This window comes from Tenacibaculum mesophilum (assembly GCF_003867075.1).
Lineage (GTDB): Bacteria > Bacteroidota > Bacteroidia > Flavobacteriales > Flavobacteriaceae > Polaribacter > Polaribacter mesophilus.
The window spans coordinates 3,304,497-3,324,318 of sequence record NZ_CP032544.1; the positions used below are offsets into that span (position 1 = coordinate 3,304,497).

A 19,822-nucleotide genomic window follows, 5' to 3' on the forward strand; every position below is an offset into this window, starting at 1 on the left:
GATAATTTTATCGAGGTTTTTTGGATGAAGTTTTTAAGATTAAAATCCACTACCAGGATCTTCTGGGGCGCTTTGTGCTTGTGCTTTTTGAGGATTTAAAATCATGTAAGTTCCTAAAGCCGTTAAAGCAGCATATTTACTATAACCGCCAATTTTTTTTAGAGCTTCTTTGCGAGTGATATTTTTAGAATCTGTATCAGTCTTTTTTATGTTTTTCTTCATAATTACTTGATTTTATAGCTAGCTTATTTTAAGATTATTTTTTTAGTGATTTCTCCTAATTCAGAATTTAACTTTACAATATATACACCACTAGATACCTCAGGAAGGCTTACTTTACTTACTCCGTTAGAGTTTATGTTTTGATTTAAAATTTCTTTCCCTAAGATTGAGTAAACAACTATATTGGCTTTAGTTTGCAATCCTACAATGGTAACTTCATTATTAGAAGAACTATATATACTAATATTATCTAATGAAGGGGTAACAGAAGGTGTTTCAAGTTTTTTAGAGCTAGTATGCAAATAGAATTGACCAATACCGTTTGTATCATTCGTAAGAGTTATAGTATAATTATCTTCAGATAAATTAGTAAAAACTCTATTTGTTCTATCTTCTAAGTATACTTTAAGATTAGCTGGTAGATTTTTAGAAATAGTTGAAAAGGTTATTTTTTCACCTGCTTTTCCTTTAATACCAACAGGAACAATCATATTTTCATGATTAGTGTTTGGTAATGTTTGAATAGCTAATTGTTTTCCTTGGTTATTAGTTATTAGCTCAGTAAAAACAGCTAAGTTAGAAGTATCTTCCCCAAACATTTTTGAGTCATAACTTCTATCATATCCTGTAGTCTTTCCTGAAACATAAAAGATATCTGTAGATCTTTTAACATCGTTATTGTCAATAGATAATTCAATTGAAGGAATAGGTTCCTGTCTCATGAATGTATCTGAATTTTGGTGACTTTGGTTGGCTGAACTAAAGATAACATTATTGTTTACCGCAGCTTCTACAAAGAAAGCTTGCCCCGGAGCAATTTCAATTGGATTGATAGCGTTTTTGGTCATGTATTGAGTTCCATTCCACAACCAAATAGTTTCGCTGGTAAGTACAGCAGAATTAGCAGCTGTAAAACTAGCAGAATTAATGTATGATGTATACGGATTTCCTACAAGGTTGTAATTAGTTCTACTACCTGTAGAAATAGCTTTAGTAATATTAGAAGTATTAGCTGTTCCACTGATTGAAACTTCTCCAGGAGTAGCTAATTTAATAGAAACACCTATTCCATTAGTAATGGTTCCTGTATTACCACTTTGAACATATAACCATGCAGGGCCAGTAATATTGCTATAAGGAGCAAGTCCTAAATTACCACCAGTACCAGAAGCCAAGGTATGATTAGCAATAATATCTTCTAAAGTTTCACCAGCAACAGGGGGTGATACTAAATACCAGTTTGTAGTTGGTAAATTTCTTTTATAAGTAACGGTACCAGTAACAGTACTTTGAGGTATAAAAGAAGCCCCATTACTAATTGTTAGAGAATTAAAAGTAATAGCAGATGAAGCTGTTGGATAATTTGTTAATCCAGATGGAATAATAATATCAGAATTTGTTGATGGAACACTATTAGAATCCCAGTTTGAAGCTGTATTCCAATCATTATCACTAGCTCCTGTCCAAGTAATAGTTTGTACTCCTACAAGAACACCATCTGTATTTCCAACACTATTTAAAGTTAAGTTAGCGTCATTAGTGGCGGCGTCTTTTAAAGTACCTCCGTTAGCAGTTAAAGTAGAAATCGTTATACCATCAGTGTCTAAATCACCTGATTGTACTGTGTATCTAAAGACTATAGCACTTGTTCCACTACCACTGATGTAAGTTGCTTGACGTATAGTAGCCCCAATAGTAATAGCGACTTGAGGAATTCCTCCAGTAGTACTGATTGTAATATTTTCATTAAAATTAACAGTAAAATCCAGATTATTACCTGCTATATAAGTAGCATTTGAAGGCACATTAACACTTGTTACAATAGGAGCAATTGTATCTACTAATATAGCGGTTGTACTTCCAACACTATTTAAAGTTAAGTTAGCGTCATTAGTAGCGGTGTCTTTTAGAGTACCACCGTTAGCAGTTAAAGAAGAAACCATTATACCGTCAGTATCTAAATCACCTGACTGTACAGTATATCTAAACAGTAAAGCACTTGTTCCGCTTCCACTGATGTAAGTTGCTTGACGAGTAGTTGCTCCTACTGTAATACTTAATTGAGGAGTTCCTCCAGTAGTACTGATTATAATATTTTCATTAAAGTTAACGGTAAAATCTAGATTATTACCTGTAACATAAGTAGCGTTTGAAGGCACATTAACACTTGTTATAATGGGAGCAACTGTGTCCACTAATACAGCGGTTGTGTTTCCAACACTATTTAAAATTAGATTAGCATCATTAGTAGCGACGTCTTTTAAAGTACCACCATTTATAGCTAATGTACCAATAGCAATACCATCAGAATCTAAATCACCTGATTGTATAGTATATCTAAACAGTAAAGCACTTGTTCCGCTTCCACTTATGTAGGTTGCTTGACGAGTAGTTGCTCCTACTGTAATACTTAATTGAGGAGTTCCTCCAGTAGTGTTTACGATTACGTTTTCATTGAAGTTAATAGTAAAATCTAAGTTTTGACCTGATATGTAAGTGGCGTTTGCAGGTACATTAACATTTGTTACAGTAGGGGCGACTGCATCTACTAATACACCAGTAGTTGCCCCCACATTATTTAATGTTAGATTAGCATCTTTTCCTCCAGAATCTTTTAAAGTACTGCCATTAGCAGCTAAAGAGCCAACAGCAATACCATCAGTATCAAGATCCCCTGAAAGAACCGTATGTCTAAAAACCAAAGCACTTGTTCCACTACCGCTAATGTAGGTTGCTTGGCGTATGGTAGCTCCAATGGTAATAGCTATTTGCGGTATTCCTCCTGTAGTATTTACAGTTACATCCTCGTCAAAGTTTACGGTAAAATCTAAATTTTGTCCTGTTACGTAAGTTACATTGGTAGGTACACTCACACTAGAAACAGCAGGTGCAACTGCACTTGAAATCACAGTTGTTGTGTTATCCGTATCATCAACAGTACCATCATTAATAACTACTGTAAAAGTGGTCGTTTCTGTTGTTGATGTTCTATTGTCTGTTGGATTAAACGATAAAGCTCTTAGTTTTGATTGTAGGTCTGCGGGAGTAGTACTTGAAATTGTATAAGGACCAGAACCAATAAGGCCGGTACCTGTTAATGTTCCTTTTGCATTATTATCTAATGTAATGGTAGCAGATAAGTTATCTCCATCTGCATCTGTAGTTGTGATACTTGAAAAAGGAGAAAGAGTACTATTATCATTTACACTTTGACCAGCGGTTGTTCCTCCAATTACAGGTGCTGTATTGGAAAAAGCAGATGTAACTACCATACCATCTATTGAAAATCCCCCAAAAATAGGAGTAGCAGGTGTTATAACTATTTCGTCAATATCTGAAAAAGAACCTGTAGTAGGTGAAGCTAAGTTTATATTTATAGCAGAGTTATGAGCAGGGTCTACTAAGACAAGTGTACCAACTGTTGCACCATCTTTTTTACCAATGAATGTGAAATCAAGTGTGCTACCACCTATAGCTTGTTGGTAAGCAAATTGCATTGATGTAATACCTATTTCCCCACCACTATCTGTTGATAGTGTTCCAGAACTAACAGAAAAAGTACCGTTTCCTGCCCAAGCTAATACAGCATCCGAGGCTCCACCAATTGCATCAGTACCTACTCCGTTCCCATTTGTGGCAAAGGCAAGAACAATGTTGCCACTAGATGTACTAGAGATATCAAAGCTATTTAATAGAGAATTAACTGATTGATCAGCACTAGGATTTGTACCAGTTGCTAAAACCACAGTTGATGAACCAAATTCCATAGTACTAGGGGTCTGAGCGTTCAATTGCTTATTAGAAAAAATAAGCACAAAATAAACAAGTATATTCAATAAGAATTTAAAGTAACGATGTTTCATTTTTATTTAGTATATGATTGGTTAAATAATTTTACAGATAAAACTCTAATGATTTTCACTAGAGTTTTATTTTATCAAATGAATTATAGCAAATAAGTTAATTTCTGGAAGGAAAAACACCTACCAAAGCAATAATATAATTAACAGCTAAGTAAGGTTGTACATTAGTATGTGGTAGGTTTCCACCTGTATTAAGTATATTCAAACCAGCATTAGCACTAATAGTTTGTCCATTAACAGTATTGTTAGCTGGTCCATAAGCATTTACAGGTGTGGCACTAATACCAGATCCAAAACTTGCTCCAGCAGGAACATCTCCTGCTTGAGGAGTACTACGAATACCAGCATCAGCACTTAATTGAATATGTTGGTCAGCAGCTGTATTGTTTTGAGTTGCATGATTATGACTTGGCATTTGAGTAATGTTTAAGGTAACCGTTTCTACCCCTCCTCTTTGACCCAATCTATAATCACTTAAGCCAGGGCCATTTCTAGGGCCTATTGGAGCTCTACCTCTTAAATCGGGTAAAGCAAAAGTTGTTCTTCCGTCTCCTCCGTACGTGGTTCCTAAAATTGAAAATAAAGCAGAGTTTTGTGAAATTGCCAGTAATTGTCCATCGCAAAATGCCCAACCTCTTGGAGCAAAGTTTCCTCCGAACATCGTAATTTGACCTAAAAATGGTTCCATAAATAAAAAGTTTAGTAGTTAATGTTAAGAACAACAATTTAGTAAAAAAAATAATATGCTTTGTGTAACTGTTTAATTATTTGTTGGTTATAGTTTTTTGTTACAAGTGTGTAAAATTGCTAAATGTTGAATATTTGTTTTCTATAAACCAAATATAAAAACAAACCGCACTAAACTTTAATTCTATTGTTTAAGCGTATTCGATTAATATGCAAACGTGTACTTTTAAGGTATATACGTATAAGTAGAGATGTTTTTTATAGGTAAGTTTATTACTTAAGTTAGTTTTTTCTCCAGAAAAAAGGAGTTAATAAAATTAACACAGTAAATAGCTCTAGACGACCAATTAACATTAGAAAAGAGCAAAACCATTTAGCACCTGCTGATAAATGGTTAAAATTGTCTACAGGACTAACACTTCCAATAGCAGGTCCGATATTACCCAATGAAGAAGCGCATGCTCCTAAAGCAGACTTTATATCTAAACCTAAAAGGGCTAGAACAACAGTACCAATTATAAAAATTAGCATGTAGAGTACAAAAAATGAAAGTATGTTGAATATAATTGTTTGATTAACTGCTTTTCCGTCATAACGAACAGGTATTATGGCATTTGGGTGTAATGATTTTTTAAATTCAAGAAAGCTATTCTTCAACATGATAATGTGACGAACAATTTTCACTCCTCCAGATGTAGACCCTGCAGAACCTCCTAAAAAAAATAAAGAGAAAAATATTGCGGTAACAAAAAAGCTCCACATTGTAAAATCGGCAGTAACAAAACCAGTTGTGGTCACTACAGATATAACAGAGAATAAAGAATGTCTTATTGCACTTTCTACTTCACCCCATACTTTAGGATGTTCTATAGTAGTTTGTAGATTGGGATCTTGAAAAAAGATAATCATTAAAGCTACAATGGTAGCTATTCCAAGAATACCAAAAAGGTAGTATTTGAATTCTTCACTTTGTATAACTTTTCTAACTTTTCCTTTTAATGCAAAATAGGTGAGTACAAAATTAGTACCAGCAATAAACATGAAAAAGATGATAATGTACTGAATTAATGGAGCATTATTCCAATGAGCTACACTAGCATTTTTAGTAGAGAATCCACCCGTGCTTACGGTCGCCATAGCATGATTAATAGCATCAAACCAAGTCATTCCAGCTACTTTTAGTAGTAAAAATTCAATAGCAGTTAACAATACATAAATTAACCATAAGCGTTTTGCTGTATCAGTAATTCTTGGGTGTAGTTTATCAGCAGAAGGACCTGGGGCTTCAGCCATAAAAAGTTGCATACCTCCGATACCTAATAAAGGTAAAATAGCAATAGTAAGTACAATAATTCCCATGCCTCCAATCCAGTGTGTACAACTTCGCCAAAATAAAATACCCTTAGGCATAGATTCTATATCGGTTAAAATAGAGGAACCTGTGGTTGAGTAACCAGAAATTGTTTCAAAAAAAGCATTAGTTACGTTCGGTATACTTTCTGTGAGTAGATAGGGAAGCATTCCTGTGAACGATAAGGTAAGCCATCCTAAAGTAACAATAAGGTATCCCTCTTTTTTATGAATGTTTTTATTATCGGGTTTATTGAAAAAAAACAATAAAGAACCAATTGCTATCGTAATAATTCCGGCATTTAGAATTCCTAATTTGGCGGATTCGTTGTAATAAAAACTTATGGGTAAGGCAAGCCACATAAATAACCCATTCAGGATAGCTGTAACTCCTAAAAAACGATAGACTAATTTAAGATTAAGGTTTTCCATTACTTAAATAGGTCTTCTACGATATTTATAGCTTCAGGCAAGCAGAAAACAATGGCTCTATCACCGCTTTGCATTTGAAAATCACCAAAAGACATTAATGCTTCTCCATTTCTAATTACACCTCCAATAATGGCTTCTCTAGGAAAGCGTAATTCTCTAATGATTTTTTGAGTTACTTTAGCACCAGGATGCACTTCAAATTCAAAAACTTCAGCATCAACATTATGCAGATTAGCTAAAGCTACAATTTCCCCTTTTCTAATGTGACGGAAAATATTACTTGCAGCAATTAATTTTTTATTAATTAATGTATCAATACCAATAGTTTGAGAAATGTTAATATAATCCATATTCTCCACTAAAGCTACTGTTTTCTTAACACCTTTAGATTTAGCTACTAAACAAGACATGATGTTGGTTTCAGAGTCTCCAGTAACAGCCACAAAAGCATCCATTTCTCTAATACTTTCTTCTTCTAATAATTCTAAATCTCTACCATCACCGTAAATAACTAATGTATTACGTAAATCTTCTGCAAGTTGTAAGGCTTTGTCTTTGTCTTTTTCAATTAGCTTTACTTTAAAGTTATCTTTGCAGAGTTTTCTCGCTGTTTTTCTTCCTACACGGCTTCCTCCCAAGATCATTACATTTTTAATATCTATATATTCTTTTCCTATGATAGGGTATAGTTTATCAATACTATATTTTGGTACAGAAAAATATACTTGGTCGTTTATTTTATACTCAGTATCTCCACGAGGAATAATTGTTTGAGAAGTCCCTTCACGTTTTATAGCTATAGTAATGAAGTCTACCAAACAAAATTTCTCTTTAGTTTCTTTAACAGTAAGGTCTAAAATAGGAGATTTATACCCAAGTGTTGTTCCCATGATATTGAAAACTCCATTTTCAAAAGCAACAGTATCATTAAATGAAGACTGATTTAGTAGAGACTTAATTTCTTCCGCAGCTAATTCTTCTGGAGAGATCATAAAATCTACACCATAATCTTTAAAATTAATACAAGGGTTATTTAAAAATTCAGGATTACTAATTCTAGCAATTGTTTTTTTAACACCTAATGCTTTACCTATTACAGAAATCGTAAAGTTTGTATTAGGACTTTCAGTAACTGCTAATAATAAATCGGCAGAGCTTACACCTATTTCTTTCAATAACTTTATAGAGGTAGCGTCTCCTTTTTTGGTGATAACATCTAAATGATTGTTTAGATATTCTAATTTTTCACCATCAAAATCGACTACATATGTGTCTTGTGCTTCGTAAGAAAGGAGTTTAGCCAAATGAAAACCAACGTCTCCAGCCCCGGCTATAATAATCTTCATATTAAAAATTAAAAAAGATAGAATGCAAAGATACTGTGCTTCTTTTGGTTGTGCAAAAAATGAATTATATTTATAAATTTAAAAGAAAAAACAATTAAAGTTTTGTAATTAAACGACTACGTTTATTTACGTATTTATAAGACTGTGAAAAGAAAAAAAAATAATATGAATAAGATTTCTATTAAATCGTGGGCATTAGATGATAGACCAAGAGAAAAGTTAATGTCTAAAGGAAAAACAGTATTGTCAGATGCCGAATTAGTAGCTATTTTGATTGGCTCTGGAAATAGAGATGAAAGTGCAGTTGCTTTAGCAAAAAGAATATTATTATCAGTAAACAACGACTTAAATGCTTTAGCAAAATTATCTATAGAGGAGTTAATGAAATTTAAAGGAATAGGGGAGGCAAAAGCAATATCTGTGGTAACTGCTTTAGAGTTTGGTAAAAGAAGACAGTTTGTAGGAAGAGCAAGTGTGCCTAAAATAAAAAGTTCTATTGATGTAGCAAAAATTATGCAACCACTTATAGGTGATTTACAATACGAAGAATTTTGGGTATTATATCTTAATAACTCAAATAAAGTATTAGCAAAACACCAATTAAGTAAAGGAGGGTTTACCGCTACTTTGGTAGATGTAAGATTGTTGTATAAGAGAGCCTTAGAGCTTTCTGCAATTGGAGTAATTGTTTGTCATAACCACCCTTCAGAAAAATTATCACCAAGTAAATCAGATATTGATATCACTAAAAAAATAAAGCAAGCAGGTGTTACCTTAGATATTAAATTACTAGATCACTTAATAGTTACTGAAAAAGCTTATTTTAGCTTTGCAGATGAAGGAATTTTATAGTCGTTTTACGATTCTAGTTACTATTTATGATACTTATTTATACCCATAAAGTTACTCCTAGAGTACGTTATATTTTTAAACATATATTTACTCGTATTTTACAAGTTCAGATTGATTTTACAGGGAAAGTAGAGGAATTTGTAGCTTATAATGGACCTAAGTTTTCATATACAAATGTTCCTTTAGGAAAAGAGTTTTTTGTTGAAAGTAATGAGTTGTTGTTTCAACAAGGTGTAAAGGATGTAGAAATAATTATTCAAAAATGGGATGAAGCTCCTTGTTTTTTTTCAACGGCTGAAACTTCTGAGATCCCATTTGATATTTTTGCTGCTAGTTTTTATTTAATATCAAGATATGAAGAATATTTACCGCATATTAAAGACGAGCATGGCCGTTTTTCGGTAAAAGAAAGTATAGCATATCAAAATGGGTTTTTAGAAAAGCCACTTGTTGATATATGGGCATATAAGTTTCTCGATACTTTAAAGCAAAAATTTCCTGATTTTAAACATACTACAAGAAAATATAAGTATATATCTACAATAGATGTGGATAATGCTTATGCATATAAGTATAAAAGTTTTATTAGGATATTGGGAGGTTTTTTAAAAGACATTTCTCAGTTTAAGATTTTTACAGTTTGGGATAGATTTGCTGTCTTTTTTAATATTAAAAAAGACCCATTTGATACCTTTAAAGAAATAATAGATGTAAAGAAAACATATAACATAAGAACTATATTTTTCTTTTTAATAGGTGATTATACTACATTCGATACTAATGTTTCTGCTTCTAAAAGAAAATTTAAATTGTTAATAAAAGATATGGTTGATTACGCTCGTGTAGGCTTACATCCTTCTTATTACACCGTTAATAATGCGGCTATGTTAAAAAAGGAAAAAGAGCGTTTAGAAAACATAACTAATATGCCTATTAAGCGTTCAAGACAACACTATTTAAGAGTGTCTTTACCAGAAACATATCAACAGTTAATAGATTTAGAGATAGATGAAGACTATTCAATGGGATATACAACACATGTTGGTTTTCGAGCAACTACATGTACACCTTTTCACTTTTACGATTTAGATTTTGAAATTCAAACACCATTAAAAATATTCCCATTTGCTTTGATGGATACAACGTTAAACGATTACATGAAGTTAACACCAAAACAGTCATTAGGAAAAATTAGAGATTTAAAAAATGAAGTAAAGGCGGTAAATGGTACTTTTATAACAGTATTTCATAATGAAAGTTTAAGTAATTATTTAAGATGGAGAGGCTGGAATAGATTATACAATTCAATGATAAAAATAGTAAGAAATACATAGATAATATGGATATAAAACATTTGTTTTTTGATTTAGATCATACATTATGGGACTTTGATAAAAACTCTAAACTAACCTTTAATCAAATTTTTAAAGAACAAAATATAACTATTCCAGTAGGTGATTTTTTAAAAGTTTATATGCCTTTGAACTTTAAGTTTTGGAAACTATACAGAGAAGATAAAATAGAAAAATCAGCTTTAAGGTATTATCGATTAAAAGAAACATTTGATAATTTAAATTATGAAGTTTCTGATGATTTAATAAACCAAATATCTAAAGATTACATAGAATATTTACCAAACTTTAACCACCTATTTGATAATACTAAAGAGGTACTAGAGTACTTAGAAAAGAAGTATGATTTACACATCATTACTAATGGTTTTGAAGAGGTGCAGAAATTAAAACTAAAAAAGTCAGGAATTAGTAATTTTTTTAAACAAGTAATCACATCTGAATGTGTTGGAGCTAAAAAACCTAATTCGAAGGTTTTTAAGTTTGCATTGGAAAAAGCCGGAGCTAAAGCAAAAGAGTCTGTTATGATAGGTGACAATTATGAGGCTGATATTATTGGTGCTCTAAATTCAGAAATGAAAGTAATTCACTTTTCAGAAGAAATAAAAAGTAAAGATGTCCAACAAATAACTTCATTAATTGAATTAAAAAAATATTTATAAATGAATAATATTCTGAAAATAAATAAAAATAAGAAAGTAAAACACTTCTTTATATTATTTGTTTTAATAACACATATGTCATGTATAAAAGATATTGATTTTAGTCAAGCAGAAGATATAGAAATAACACCAGTTATTGTTGCATCATTAGTGTATGCCAATCTTGATCAAACTTCATTAGTTACACCAACAGGAATTGAAATAGCAAGAATAAGAGAGGTTTCAAGGTTAGAAGTTTTTAATAATGAAGGAGCTGAAGATTTAAATAAAATTGAACTTAATTTTGAAATAAATAATCCTTTTGATAGAAACTTTAAACTTAATTTTAATTTTCTCGACGAGAATAATGCAGTAACGTATAGAGTTACATCAATTAATATTCCAAAAAACACTCAGGCTTTTAACTTTCAAGAGGTTATTGATGTTTTGAGTAATTCAAGTATTTTAAATTCAACTAAAATTGAATTAATTCTTGAGCTATTACCAAGTTCAGACGGTACCGTGATTGATATCAACGAACCCAAAAAGTTTACTTTTAAATCAGCAGGAACCCTTTATTTTAAAATAAATTAATGAAACATTTATACATTTTATTGCTGTTGTTTATAATCGTAATACACGAAATAAACAGTCAAAATAAACAAGTTTTATATGGGTTCGATGAAATACCACAAACATTATTATTAAACCCAGGAGCAACCGTTAATTATAAATATCATGTAGGAATTCCCTTTTTATCAGGAGTGTCTTTTCAAGCCGGAGTAACAGGTGATGTTACAATAGCTGATGTTTTTAGAAATGACATGATTAATTTTAATGTTAAGTATAGGAATGCATTAAATAAATTATCAGTTAACGATTATGTACAGTTAAACACACAAATAGAAATACTAAATGCAGGCTATAAACTTAATGATAAGTATTATATATCTGGAGGTTTTTATACAGAAGTAGACGCATTTATGGCGGTGCCAAAAAATATATTACAACTAATTAATGATGGCAATGCTTCCAACTTAAATAAAGATTTTTTGGCATCAGAAGTTTCGGTAAAATCTGAAGTATTAAGTGTTCTCCATGTTGGTATTTCAAAAAAAGTAAATGATAAGTTAATAGTAGGGGGGAGGTTAAAAATTTATTCGGGAATAGCTAATGTTACTTCTACTGAAAATAAAGGAAGTTTTGCAACAAAATTAGGTCAAGATAATATTTACACACACCATTTAAATAATATTGATGCCGCGCTTTATAGCTCTGGTATTTATAATGAAAATAATAATGTTGAAATTTCTACAAAAGATATCATTAGTAGATCACTTTTGGGAGGAAACTTGGGCTTAGGTATAGATTTTGGAATTACCTATAAGATTAATAAACAAACTGAATTAACAGCTAGTTTGTTAGATGTAGGTTTTGTGAATTATTCAAAAGGAAATAGAAATGCATCTGTAAAAGGAAGTTATGATTTTTCTGGTATTGAGTTTAAATACGATGGAACAAATCGTAATTATTGGGAAGACTTAAAGAACGACATAGAAAGCCAAATACCTAATGAAGAAGATAAAAATTCATATACAGTAATGCGCCCTATAAAGTTTAATAGTTCAGTTAAACATAGTTGGGGAAAATCAAGAAGAGAAGAAACTTGCTACGATATGACGTATAATAAATTTTATAACAATGCTATTGGTGGTCAGTTGTTTGCTGTTTTTAGACCTACAGGACCTAAATTCGCATTTACAAGTTTTTATGAAAGAATTTTAATAAAAGGAGTGAGGAGTAAAATAACCTATACAATTGATGATTTTTCATACACTAATTTTGGATTAGGATTATCAGTAAAAACAGGAAAGTTAAACATATACGGTGTAGTGGACAATTTGTTTAAAATTGCCGATATTGCTGATGCCAATACAACCTCTTTTCAACTAGGAGTTAATTTAATATTTAAATAAATGAAAAAAATAGTTTACGTTTTATTATTAATCACAGCAACAAGTTTTGCGCAAAAATCTATTAATACTTATAAGTATGTTATTGTACCAACAAAGTTTGACTTTTTAAAAGGTAAAGATAAATACCAAACAAGTTCATTAACAAAATTCTTATTCAATAAGTATGGCTTTACAGCACTATTAGAAGATGAGAAGTTACCAGAAGAAGTTGTAAATAATAGGTGTTTAGCTTTAACAGGTACAGTAAGAGATGAATCAGGATTATTTACAACAAAGAGTATTGTAGAGTTAAAAGATTGTAATAACAAAGTGGTGTTTGCATCTAAAGAAGGAAGAAGTAAAGAGAAAGATTACAAAAAGGCCTATCATGAAGCTATTCGTAATGCTTTTAAATCAGTACAGGCATTAAAGTACAAGTATACACCATCAAAAGAAGTAACTACTGTAAAAGAAGAAGAAGTAGCTCCAGTGGTTTCAACTGTTGAGGTAGTAAAAAATAAAACAGTGCAGGCTAATGAAGAAAACACAACAAAGAATGTATTGTATGCACAATTAACAACTAACGGATTCCAGTTAGTAAACACAAAACCTGAAGTTGTTTTTCAAGTATTAAAAACGAATGTAAAAGACGTTTTTGTAATTAAAGATAAGAATGGAATTTTATATAAAAATGGAGATTTTTGGTTTGCTGAGTATTATATGGATGGAACTAAAACAACAAAACAATATCAAATAAAGTTCTAATGCATATTTTTCACTACTCTTTAAGAAACAATAATAAAGAGTAGTGAAAAAACACTTATAAATATCCATAAAAGAGAAGCAACAATAACAGGCTTAATACCACTTTCTTTTAAATCCTTACCAGTTAAATTCATTCCTACTAAAAATAAGGTTACTACGAGAAGTCTTTTAGATAATTCTACGATGTTTATTGAAAAACTTTCAGGAACAACTTGATAACTGTTGAATAGCATTGCTACAATGAATCCAATTATAAAATAAGGGGTTTTAATTTTTCTATCACTAGACTTAAAAAGAAGCATAGCAAAAAAAGATAAAGGTATAATCCATAAAGTACGAGCAAGTTTCACAGTAGTTGCTATTTGCAAAGCTTCATCACCATACTCTAAAGCAGCCCCTACAACAGAACTGGTGTCGTGGATAGCTATGGCGCACCAAATTCCAAATTGTTGTTGAGTTAAACCAAAAAGATGTCCTAAAGGAGGAAATATAAATAAGGCAATAGCATTTAAAAAGAAAACAACTCCAATAGCGATACTTATAGTTTTATGATTAGCTTTAATTACAGGTGAAATAGCAGCGATAGCACTTCCGCCGCAAATAGAAGTCCCCGAAATAATTAAAAAGCCTAACTTTTTCTCAATTGAGAAAAAATTAATAAAAAAGAGACCTAGAGTTACGGTTAAAATAATTGATAAAGTAGCTAAAATAAACCCTTCTTTGCTTGTTTGTATAGTTTCAGTTAAAGACATTCCAAAACCTAAACCAATAACAGACGTTTTTAAAAGAATTTGAGTTGTTTTTTTAGTTTTTTCTGGAAAAGGATTACCAAAAATAGATGTCAAAATAAAGCCAAATACTAAAGCAAAAGGGCTAGAAATGTAGCCAGCCAAGGCTAGTGTTATAGAGAATATAAAAAAGATAATTAGATAGAATTGTTTCATTTTTTCTAAGAATTTGATGAAACAAAACTACGACTGAAATATAGCTAAAAAGGAAATTAAATAGTTATACAGAATAACTAAAAGTTATAGTTGGTTTTAATTAATTTATAAAGTAGGTCCATTTTTTTTGATTGATAGTTTGTCCTACAAACAAAATCAAACTCACGCTCAAAAGAAAGCCCTTTAATATCAACTATTTTTAATTTGTTTTGAATGAGTTTTTCCGTTACAGCATGGATAGATAAGAGAGCATAAGAGTTAGAGTAATGTAAGTACTGTTCAATAGCCTCTGTGTTATTTAATGTTATTACTCTGTTTAGTGTAGTAATGTTGTTTTTCTTTAAAGTTTCTTCAATTACCTCACGTGTACCCGAACCAATTTCACGACTTACATAAGGTATTTCACTTAGTTCTTTTTTTGATATAGAGCTTTTACTATTGCTATTGTTAGTGCTTGTAACCAGCACAATTTCATCTTTTATAAATTTTGAGTATCGTAATAATTGATTAGAAGATTTTCCTTCTACAATACCAAACTCTAATTCTTGATTTAAAATCTTATGTTCAATATCTTTTGTATTACCACTAATTATATTGAACTTTATATTATTAGAGTTTTGTTGTATTTTAGCAAGTACTTTTGGTATCACATACGTAGCAATTGTGGTGCTTAATCCTATATTAAATTCAAGAGAAACGCTCTCTTCATTTAAAAGAAAAGAATTTTTTAATTCTTCAAATAACTCAGTAATTTTATAAGCATAATCAAGAAAAATTTTTCCTTCATTTGTTAATGAAATAGAATTTCGTGATCTATTAAAAAAAGTTGTATTGTATTCTTCTTCTAATTTAGAAATAGTTTTAGAAACGGCAGGTTGTGAAATATTCAACTCTTTAGAAGCGATTGTAAAACTTGAATACTGAGCAACTTTGATAAAAGTTTTTAGTTTATAATTCATAACCTATTTGTATTGTAACTAATAATTGTATTTATCTTTCCAACGTTGCTTCAGTAGTTCTCTAAATTGATTTTCACGAGCATTGTTACCTGGTTCATACAATTTTGTGTTTTTTATCTCATCGGGTAAAAATTCTTGATTTACGAAATTACCAGCGTAGTTGTGAGAGTATTGATATTCCTTTCCGTAGTCTAGGTCTTTCATTAATTTAGTAGGAGCATTACGTAAATGCAACGGAACAGACAAATCACCAGTTGTTTTAACTAAATTTTGTGCTTCACCTATAGCCATATAAGAAGCATTACTTTTGGCAGAGTTTGCTAAATATACAGCGCACTGGCTTAAAATAATCCTAGACTCTGGATAGCCAATTACAGAAACAGCTTGAAAGGTATTGTTGGCTAAAATTAAGGCAGTAGGGTTTGCGTTACCAATATCTTCAGAAGCAGCAATAAGCATTCTACGAGCAATAAACTTCACGTCTTCTCCGCCTTCTATCATACGAGCTAACCAATACACTGCTGCGTTGGGATCACTTCCTCTGATAGATTTTATAAAAGCAGAAACAATATCGTAATGTTGTTCACCTGTTTTATCATAACGAACCGTATTTTTTTGAATTTTAGATAACACCAATTCATTAGTAACCTCAATTTCATCATCAGCAGAAACTAATAATTCAAAAATATTCAGAAGTTTTCTCGCATCCCCGCCAGAAACTTGAAGCAGTGCATCGGTTTCTTTTAAGTTGATTTTTTTTTGAGAAATGATTTCATCTTTTTCCATTGCGCGATGTAACAAAGCAACCAAATCATTTTTATCAAAAGAATTTAATATATACACTTGGCAGCGAGAGAGTAGGGCAGGTATAACCTCAAAGCTTGGGTTTTCAGTGGTAGCGCCAACTAGAGTTACCCAACCTTTTTCAACAGCGCCTAATAAAGAATCTTGTTGTGATTTACTAAAACGATGAATTTCATCAATAAATAAAATAGGGTTTTTTTGTGTGAACAATCCGCCACTTTTCTTTGCTTTTTCAATTACTTCGCGAACATCTTTTACTCCAGAGCTAATAGCACTTAAGGTATAAAATGGACGTCCAGATTCATTTGCAATAATATTGGCTAAGGTAGTTTTTCCAATTCCTGGAGGCCCCCATAAAATTAGTGAAGGAATAATTCCTTGTTTTATATGATTGGTTAAAATTCCATTTTCGCCCACTAAATGTTGTTGACTAATATAGTCACTTAAACTTTGTGGACGGATTCTTTCTGCCAAAGGTTGATTCATAATGTAAAAATAGCAAAGATTTATGACAGAACTTCAGAAATACTGCTTTGGATTTATTTTTGTTATTTTAAAGGCTATGAACACAGAACAGCAACTAAAATTTTCTTCAACAGTTTTTACTATTCCTTTCCTGTTTGTTTTTACAATTTGGCTTGTATACTGGATAGAAATTAAATTTGGATGGAATTTCAATAAATTTGGAGTTTTTCCGAGAAATTTTAGTGGCTTAAAAGGGGTTTTGTGCTCTCCTTTTATTCACAGTGACACCAAGCATCTTTTTAATAATTCAGTTCCTTTATTTGTGCTCTCAGCTTGTCTTTTTTATTTTTATAAGGAAGTAGCAATTAAAGTTTTGTTATTTGGAGGGATTATTACTGGATTACTAACTTGGTTAATTGCAAGAGAATCCTACCATATTGGAGCGAGTGGAATTGTGTATTTGCTTTTTAGTTTTGTTCTTTTTAGTGGGATTATAAAGAAAAACTACAGGTTAGTAGCTGTTTCTTTTATCACCATATTTTTATACGGAAGTATGGTTTGGTATGTATTACCGATTAAAGAAGAAATGTCTTGGGAAGGTCATTTATCAGGGTTAATTACAGGAATAGTATTAGCTTTGTTATACAAAAATAAAGGTATAATTAAGGAAAGGTTTGAGTTCTCTAAAACAGAATTTGATGATATGTTTGATAAAAATGGAAACTATATTCCACCAATTGTAGAAGAAGCCGAGTTAGAATTGAAGGAAATAAAATACCGTTATATCTACAAGGAAGAGGAATAAAAAATCCTGCACTAAGCAGGATTTAAAATATTATAAACGTTGTCTTACAGCTTCATATAAGAACGCACCACAAGCAACTGAAACATTTAAAGATTCAATTTCACCTAGAAGTGGCAATTTAGCCTTATAGTCCACCATTTTTAAAACAGAGTTACTTACTCCTTTGTGTTCAGAACCCATGATGATTGCCATAGGTTGATTAAAATTAACATCAAAAACTGAATCTTCAGTTTTTTCAGTAGCAGCAGCTAATTTAATATCTGCAGCTTTTAGTTGAAAAATGGCATCTTTAATATGATCTACTTTACAAATAGGTACTTTAAAAGCAGCTCCAGCTGAAGTTTTAATGGTTTCAGCATTTACAGGAGCACTACCACTTTTTTGAATGATGATTCCGTTTACACCAGTACATTCTGCTGTTCTAATAATGGCCCCAAAATTCCTTACATCAGAAACTTGATCTAATAATAAAAATAGGGGAGTTTTATCAGATTCTAATGCTTCTTCAATTAAGTTCTCTAAATCATAAAAGTCAATAGGTGAAATTTTAGCTACAGCACCTTGATGATTGTTATGTTTAGATAAACGATCTAACTTCTCAGTAGGAACTACACTAGTTGATACTTTATTCTTCTTTAGGAGCTTATCTAATTGAAAAAATAATTCTCCTCGTAAACCTTTTTGAAGATATACCTTGTTAATTGAAGCTCCACTTTCTATAGCTTCAATAATGGCTCTAATACCGAAAATATTTGTGTTTTGTTCCATGTTGCAAATGTAGTTGATTTTATGGTATAAAAAAACCACCTCGTTAGAGGTGGTTAAGACTATGAATAATTATGTCTTATTATAATTATTGATTTTGATCATTCAAGAAAGGATTGTTTTGAATTTCATCTTGAGGAATTTCAAAAGTCATTTTTTCTTCATTATAATCCATTGATTCATTAGCTAAGAAAATATGATTTGAACCTCTATTTACTGTAGCTTTAAAACGCTTCATTGCTAAATAACTCTTACCTTCTCCCCATAATTCAATACGAGTTTGCAAGTATATCTCATCTAATAATGATTGACCACTTAAAGCATCAATATAAGTAACATCTGGAACTCTATTTTGCATAACAGCTTTCAAACTATTTCTAGCAGCCCCTTCATTACCAGAGCGAGCATTTGCTTCAGCGTTTAATAAATAAACTTCTTCAATACGCATATAAACATAATCAGCACCAAGACCAGTTTGAGGTCCAGAACCTACATCTACATTAGGAGCCCAATAGAATTTAAATAAAGGTTGTAAATATCTAGTACTTGATGAGTTCGCAAAAAATTGAGCTTTTCTTGCATCATTAGCAGGGATTTGGTTATAAAGCCCTATATCAATGGCTTTATAATCACCAGCCCATCCGTAACTATAGGAAAAGGCATCGACTTGACCCCACCAAGAAACTAAACCTAATCCATTTTCAGGAACTATGTCAATACCCCACATCCAACTAGGGTCATTAACACTGTTGAAGCCATCGGTAACAGTATTAGCAGACTTAATAATAAACTTATTAGCATCAATAACATTTTGCGTTAGAGTTGCCATTTTAGGGAAGTCAGTACCCCTAGCACCTAAAACATATGCATATAAAGCTTGAGCAATATCTTTATTTACTTGGTTTTTAGAAGTTCTTTCAAAACCGTCTAATAAAGCTATAGCCTCTGTTAAATCTTTCTCCATCAAGTCATAAACTTCTTGAGCAGAAGATTTAGGAAGATTTGTACTAGTAGCCTCAATAGGCATAGGTAAAATTAACTCACTAGGATTATATTCTCTTTGATAATATTGAGTTAAATAAAAGTAAGCATAAGCCCTCATTGCTTTAGCTTGTCCCATTGCAAACTTGTTTTCATCAATAGTAGGAGTAAAGTCGTTACCACCTAAACTCTTAATAACTGTATTAGCTGATCTAACGATTCTATAATAATATCTCCAAATGATTCTATTTTCACCTCTTATGAAGTTTTGAGTAACATCAAGTTGAGATATTCTATTATACCAGCGGAAAGCAGAAGCAGTTAGAGCCATATCTCCAGATACAATATCAGCATAAATATCTTGCCCTTTTTGTCCAAAGTCAGTTTGAGAGTCAGAACCACCACTACCAACTTGAATCATTTGTGCGTAAATACCATTAGCAAAAGCAGCAGGTATATCTGGATTTGTGTTTGTGCCAAATTCAGCTTGAGCACTAGTAAGGTACTGGGTAGGTTGACTATCACCAGAAACTCCACTATTATCTAATAGTTCATCAGCACAGCTATATGAAAACCCTATAGTCATAATTGCTAATGATATTTTTATTATTTTTTTCATAATTATTATGTTAAT

Annotated in this window: 17 protein-coding genes; 7 read left to right on the forward strand and 10 right to left on the reverse strand. The window is 31.4% G+C overall.

Features of this window, described 5'->3' with window-relative positions:
- Positions 1-39: 39 nt before the first annotated feature.
- The 5 genes from D6200_RS15035 to trkA form a co-directional block, all read right to left on the reverse strand.
- Entirely contained in the window at positions 40-222 is a 183-nt protein-coding gene (locus D6200_RS15035) for a hypothetical protein (RefSeq protein ID WP_047789856.1), read from the reverse strand.
- 23 nt (positions 223-245) lie between these two features.
- Positions 246-3,989 carry a beta strand repeat-containing protein gene (locus tag D6200_RS15040; RefSeq protein ID WP_073181453.1) on the reverse strand — a complete coding sequence of 1,248 codons (3,744 nt, stop codon included), beginning with the start codon at positions 3,987-3,989 and terminating at the stop codon, positions 246-248.
- Between the two features lie 193 nt (positions 3,990-4,182).
- Positions 4,183-4,773, reverse strand: a complete 591-nt coding sequence (locus tag D6200_RS15045) for a phage tail protein (RefSeq protein ID WP_047789854.1) — start codon at positions 4,771-4,773, stop codon at positions 4,183-4,185.
- Positions 4,774-5,054: 281 nt separating this feature from the next.
- Positions 5,055-6,554 carry a TrkH family potassium uptake protein gene (locus D6200_RS15050; protein WP_073181451.1) on the reverse strand — a complete coding sequence of 500 codons (1,500 nt, stop codon included), beginning with the start codon at positions 6,552-6,554 and terminating at the stop codon, positions 5,055-5,057.
- Positions 6,554-7,900: a Trk system potassium transporter TrkA gene (trkA, locus tag D6200_RS15055; protein WP_047789852.1), complete on the reverse strand. Its 1,347-nt coding sequence runs from the start codon at positions 7,898-7,900 to the stop codon at positions 6,554-6,556. The genes D6200_RS15050 and trkA overlap by 1 nt, the downstream gene beginning before the upstream one ends.
- Before the next feature lie 165 nt (positions 7,901-8,065).
- Between trkA and radC the strand changes: the two genes are divergently transcribed.
- Genes radC through D6200_RS15085 form a run of 6 tightly spaced genes read left to right on the forward strand, consistent with a single transcriptional unit; the run spans position 8,066 to position 13,465 of the window.
- Positions 8,066-8,752, forward strand: a complete 687-nt coding sequence (radC, locus tag D6200_RS15060) for a RadC family protein (protein WP_073181449.1) — start codon at positions 8,066-8,068, stop codon at positions 8,750-8,752.
- Between the two features lie 26 nt (positions 8,753-8,778).
- Positions 8,779-10,086, forward strand: coding sequence for a polysaccharide deacetylase family protein (locus D6200_RS15065; protein ID WP_073181447.1), 1,308 nt, complete (start codon positions 8,779-8,781; stop codon positions 10,084-10,086).
- A gap of 5 nt (positions 10,087-10,091) precedes the next feature.
- Positions 10,092-10,766, forward strand: coding sequence for a YjjG family noncanonical pyrimidine nucleotidase (locus D6200_RS15070; RefSeq protein ID WP_073181445.1), 675 nt, complete (start codon positions 10,092-10,094; stop codon positions 10,764-10,766).
- A complete protein-coding gene (locus tag D6200_RS15075; protein WP_125064442.1) occupies positions 10,767-11,339 on the forward strand; it encodes a hypothetical protein in 573 nt (190 codons plus the stop codon).
- Positions 11,339-12,721, forward strand: coding sequence for a DUF5723 family protein (locus D6200_RS15080; protein WP_073181444.1), 1,383 nt, complete (start codon positions 11,339-11,341; stop codon positions 12,719-12,721). The genes D6200_RS15075 and D6200_RS15080 overlap by 1 nt, the downstream gene beginning before the upstream one ends.
- Complete coding sequence (locus D6200_RS15085; protein WP_047789846.1) at positions 12,722-13,465, forward strand: hypothetical protein; 744 nt, start codon at positions 12,722-12,724, stop codon at positions 13,463-13,465. It begins immediately after the preceding gene.
- Between the two features lie 20 nt (positions 13,466-13,485).
- Here the strand turns inward: D6200_RS15085 and D6200_RS15090 are convergent, their stop codons facing one another.
- The 3 genes from D6200_RS15090 to D6200_RS15100 all read right to left on the reverse strand — a co-directional run bounded on the left by D6200_RS15090 (position 13,486) and on the right by D6200_RS15100 (position 16,658).
- The gene (locus D6200_RS15090) at positions 13,486-14,409 is read right to left on the reverse strand and encodes a YeiH family protein (protein WP_073181441.1); all 924 of its coding nucleotides are present in this window, start codon (positions 14,407-14,409) and stop codon (positions 13,486-13,488) included.
- Positions 14,410-14,486: 77 nt separating this feature from the next.
- Positions 14,487-15,368 (reverse strand): LysR family transcriptional regulator, encoded by an 882-nt coding sequence (locus tag D6200_RS15095; RefSeq protein ID WP_047789844.1) that lies wholly within the window; start codon positions 15,366-15,368, stop codon positions 14,487-14,489.
- Positions 15,369-15,386: 18 nt separating this feature from the next.
- Positions 15,387-16,658, reverse strand: coding sequence for a replication-associated recombination protein A (locus D6200_RS15100; RefSeq protein WP_047789843.1), 1,272 nt, complete (start codon positions 16,656-16,658; stop codon positions 15,387-15,389).
- A gap of 22 nt (positions 16,659-16,680) precedes the next feature.
- Between D6200_RS15100 and D6200_RS15105 the strand changes: the two genes are divergently transcribed.
- Complete coding sequence (locus D6200_RS15105; protein WP_240627187.1) at positions 16,681-17,442, forward strand: rhomboid family intramembrane serine protease; 762 nt, start codon at positions 16,681-16,683, stop codon at positions 17,440-17,442.
- A 30-nt stretch (positions 17,443-17,472) separates the two neighbouring features.
- Here D6200_RS15105 and rlmB read toward each other — a convergent pair whose 3' ends face one another.
- Both rlmB and D6200_RS15115 read right to left on the reverse strand, forming a co-directional pair.
- Complete coding sequence (gene rlmB / locus D6200_RS15110) at positions 17,473-18,210, reverse strand: 23S rRNA (guanosine(2251)-2'-O)-methyltransferase RlmB (RefSeq protein ID WP_073181437.1); 738 nt, start codon at positions 18,208-18,210, stop codon at positions 17,473-17,475.
- Between the two features lie 85 nt (positions 18,211-18,295).
- Complete coding sequence (locus D6200_RS15115; RefSeq protein ID WP_073181435.1) at positions 18,296-19,807, reverse strand: RagB/SusD family nutrient uptake outer membrane protein; 1,512 nt, start codon at positions 19,805-19,807, stop codon at positions 18,296-18,298.
- Between the last annotated feature and the right edge of the window lie 15 nt (positions 19,808-19,822).

What these genes read in the sequence shown, in the direction of transcription:
- D6200_RS15035 (WP_047789856.1), bottom strand. Translation starts at nt 222, where the DNA reads ATGAAGAAAAACATAAAAAAGACTGATACAGATTCTAAAAATATCACT.
- D6200_RS15040 (WP_073181453.1), bottom strand. Translation starts at nt 3,989, where the DNA reads ATGGAATTTGGTTCATCAACTGTGGTTTTAGCAACTGGTACAAATCCT.
- D6200_RS15045 (WP_047789854.1), bottom strand. Translation starts at nt 4,773, where the DNA reads ATGGAACCATTTTTAGGTCAAATTACGATGTTCGGAGGAAACTTTGCT.
- D6200_RS15050 (WP_073181451.1), bottom strand. Translation starts at nt 6,554, where the DNA reads ATGGAAAACCTTAATCTTAAATTAGTCTATCGTTTTTTAGGAGTTACA.
- trkA (WP_047789852.1), bottom strand. Translation starts at nt 7,900, where the DNA reads ATGAAGATTATTATAGCCGGGGCTGGAGACGTTGGTTTTCATTTGGCT.
- radC (WP_073181449.1), top strand. Translation starts at nt 8,066, where the DNA reads ATGAATAAGATTTCTATTAAATCGTGGGCATTAGATGATAGACCAAGA.
- D6200_RS15065 (WP_073181447.1), top strand. Translation starts at nt 8,779, where the DNA reads ATGATACTTATTTATACCCATAAAGTTACTCCTAGAGTACGTTATATT.
- D6200_RS15070 (WP_073181445.1), top strand. Translation starts at nt 10,092, where the DNA reads ATGGATATAAAACATTTGTTTTTTGATTTAGATCATACATTATGGGAC.
- D6200_RS15075 (WP_125064442.1), top strand. Translation starts at nt 10,767, where the DNA reads ATGAATAATATTCTGAAAATAAATAAAAATAAGAAAGTAAAACACTTC.
- D6200_RS15080 (WP_073181444.1), top strand. Translation starts at nt 11,339, where the DNA reads ATGAAACATTTATACATTTTATTGCTGTTGTTTATAATCGTAATACAC.
- D6200_RS15085 (WP_047789846.1), top strand. Translation starts at nt 12,722, where the DNA reads ATGAAAAAAATAGTTTACGTTTTATTATTAATCACAGCAACAAGTTTT.
- D6200_RS15090 (WP_073181441.1), bottom strand. Translation starts at nt 14,409, where the DNA reads ATGAAACAATTCTATCTAATTATCTTTTTTATATTCTCTATAACACTA.
- D6200_RS15095 (WP_047789844.1), bottom strand. Translation starts at nt 15,368, where the DNA reads ATGAATTATAAACTAAAAACTTTTATCAAAGTTGCTCAGTATTCAAGT.
- D6200_RS15100 (WP_047789843.1), bottom strand. Translation starts at nt 16,658, where the DNA reads ATGAATCAACCTTTGGCAGAAAGAATCCGTCCACAAAGTTTAAGTGAC.
- D6200_RS15105 (WP_240627187.1), top strand. Translation starts at nt 16,681, where the DNA reads ATGACAGAACTTCAGAAATACTGCTTTGGATTTATTTTTGTTATTTTA.
- rlmB (WP_073181437.1), bottom strand. Translation starts at nt 18,210, where the DNA reads ATGGAACAAAACACAAATATTTTCGGTATTAGAGCCATTATTGAAGCT.
- D6200_RS15115 (WP_073181435.1), bottom strand. Translation starts at nt 19,807, where the DNA reads ATGAAAAAAATAATAAAAATATCATTAGCAATTATGACTATAGGGTTT.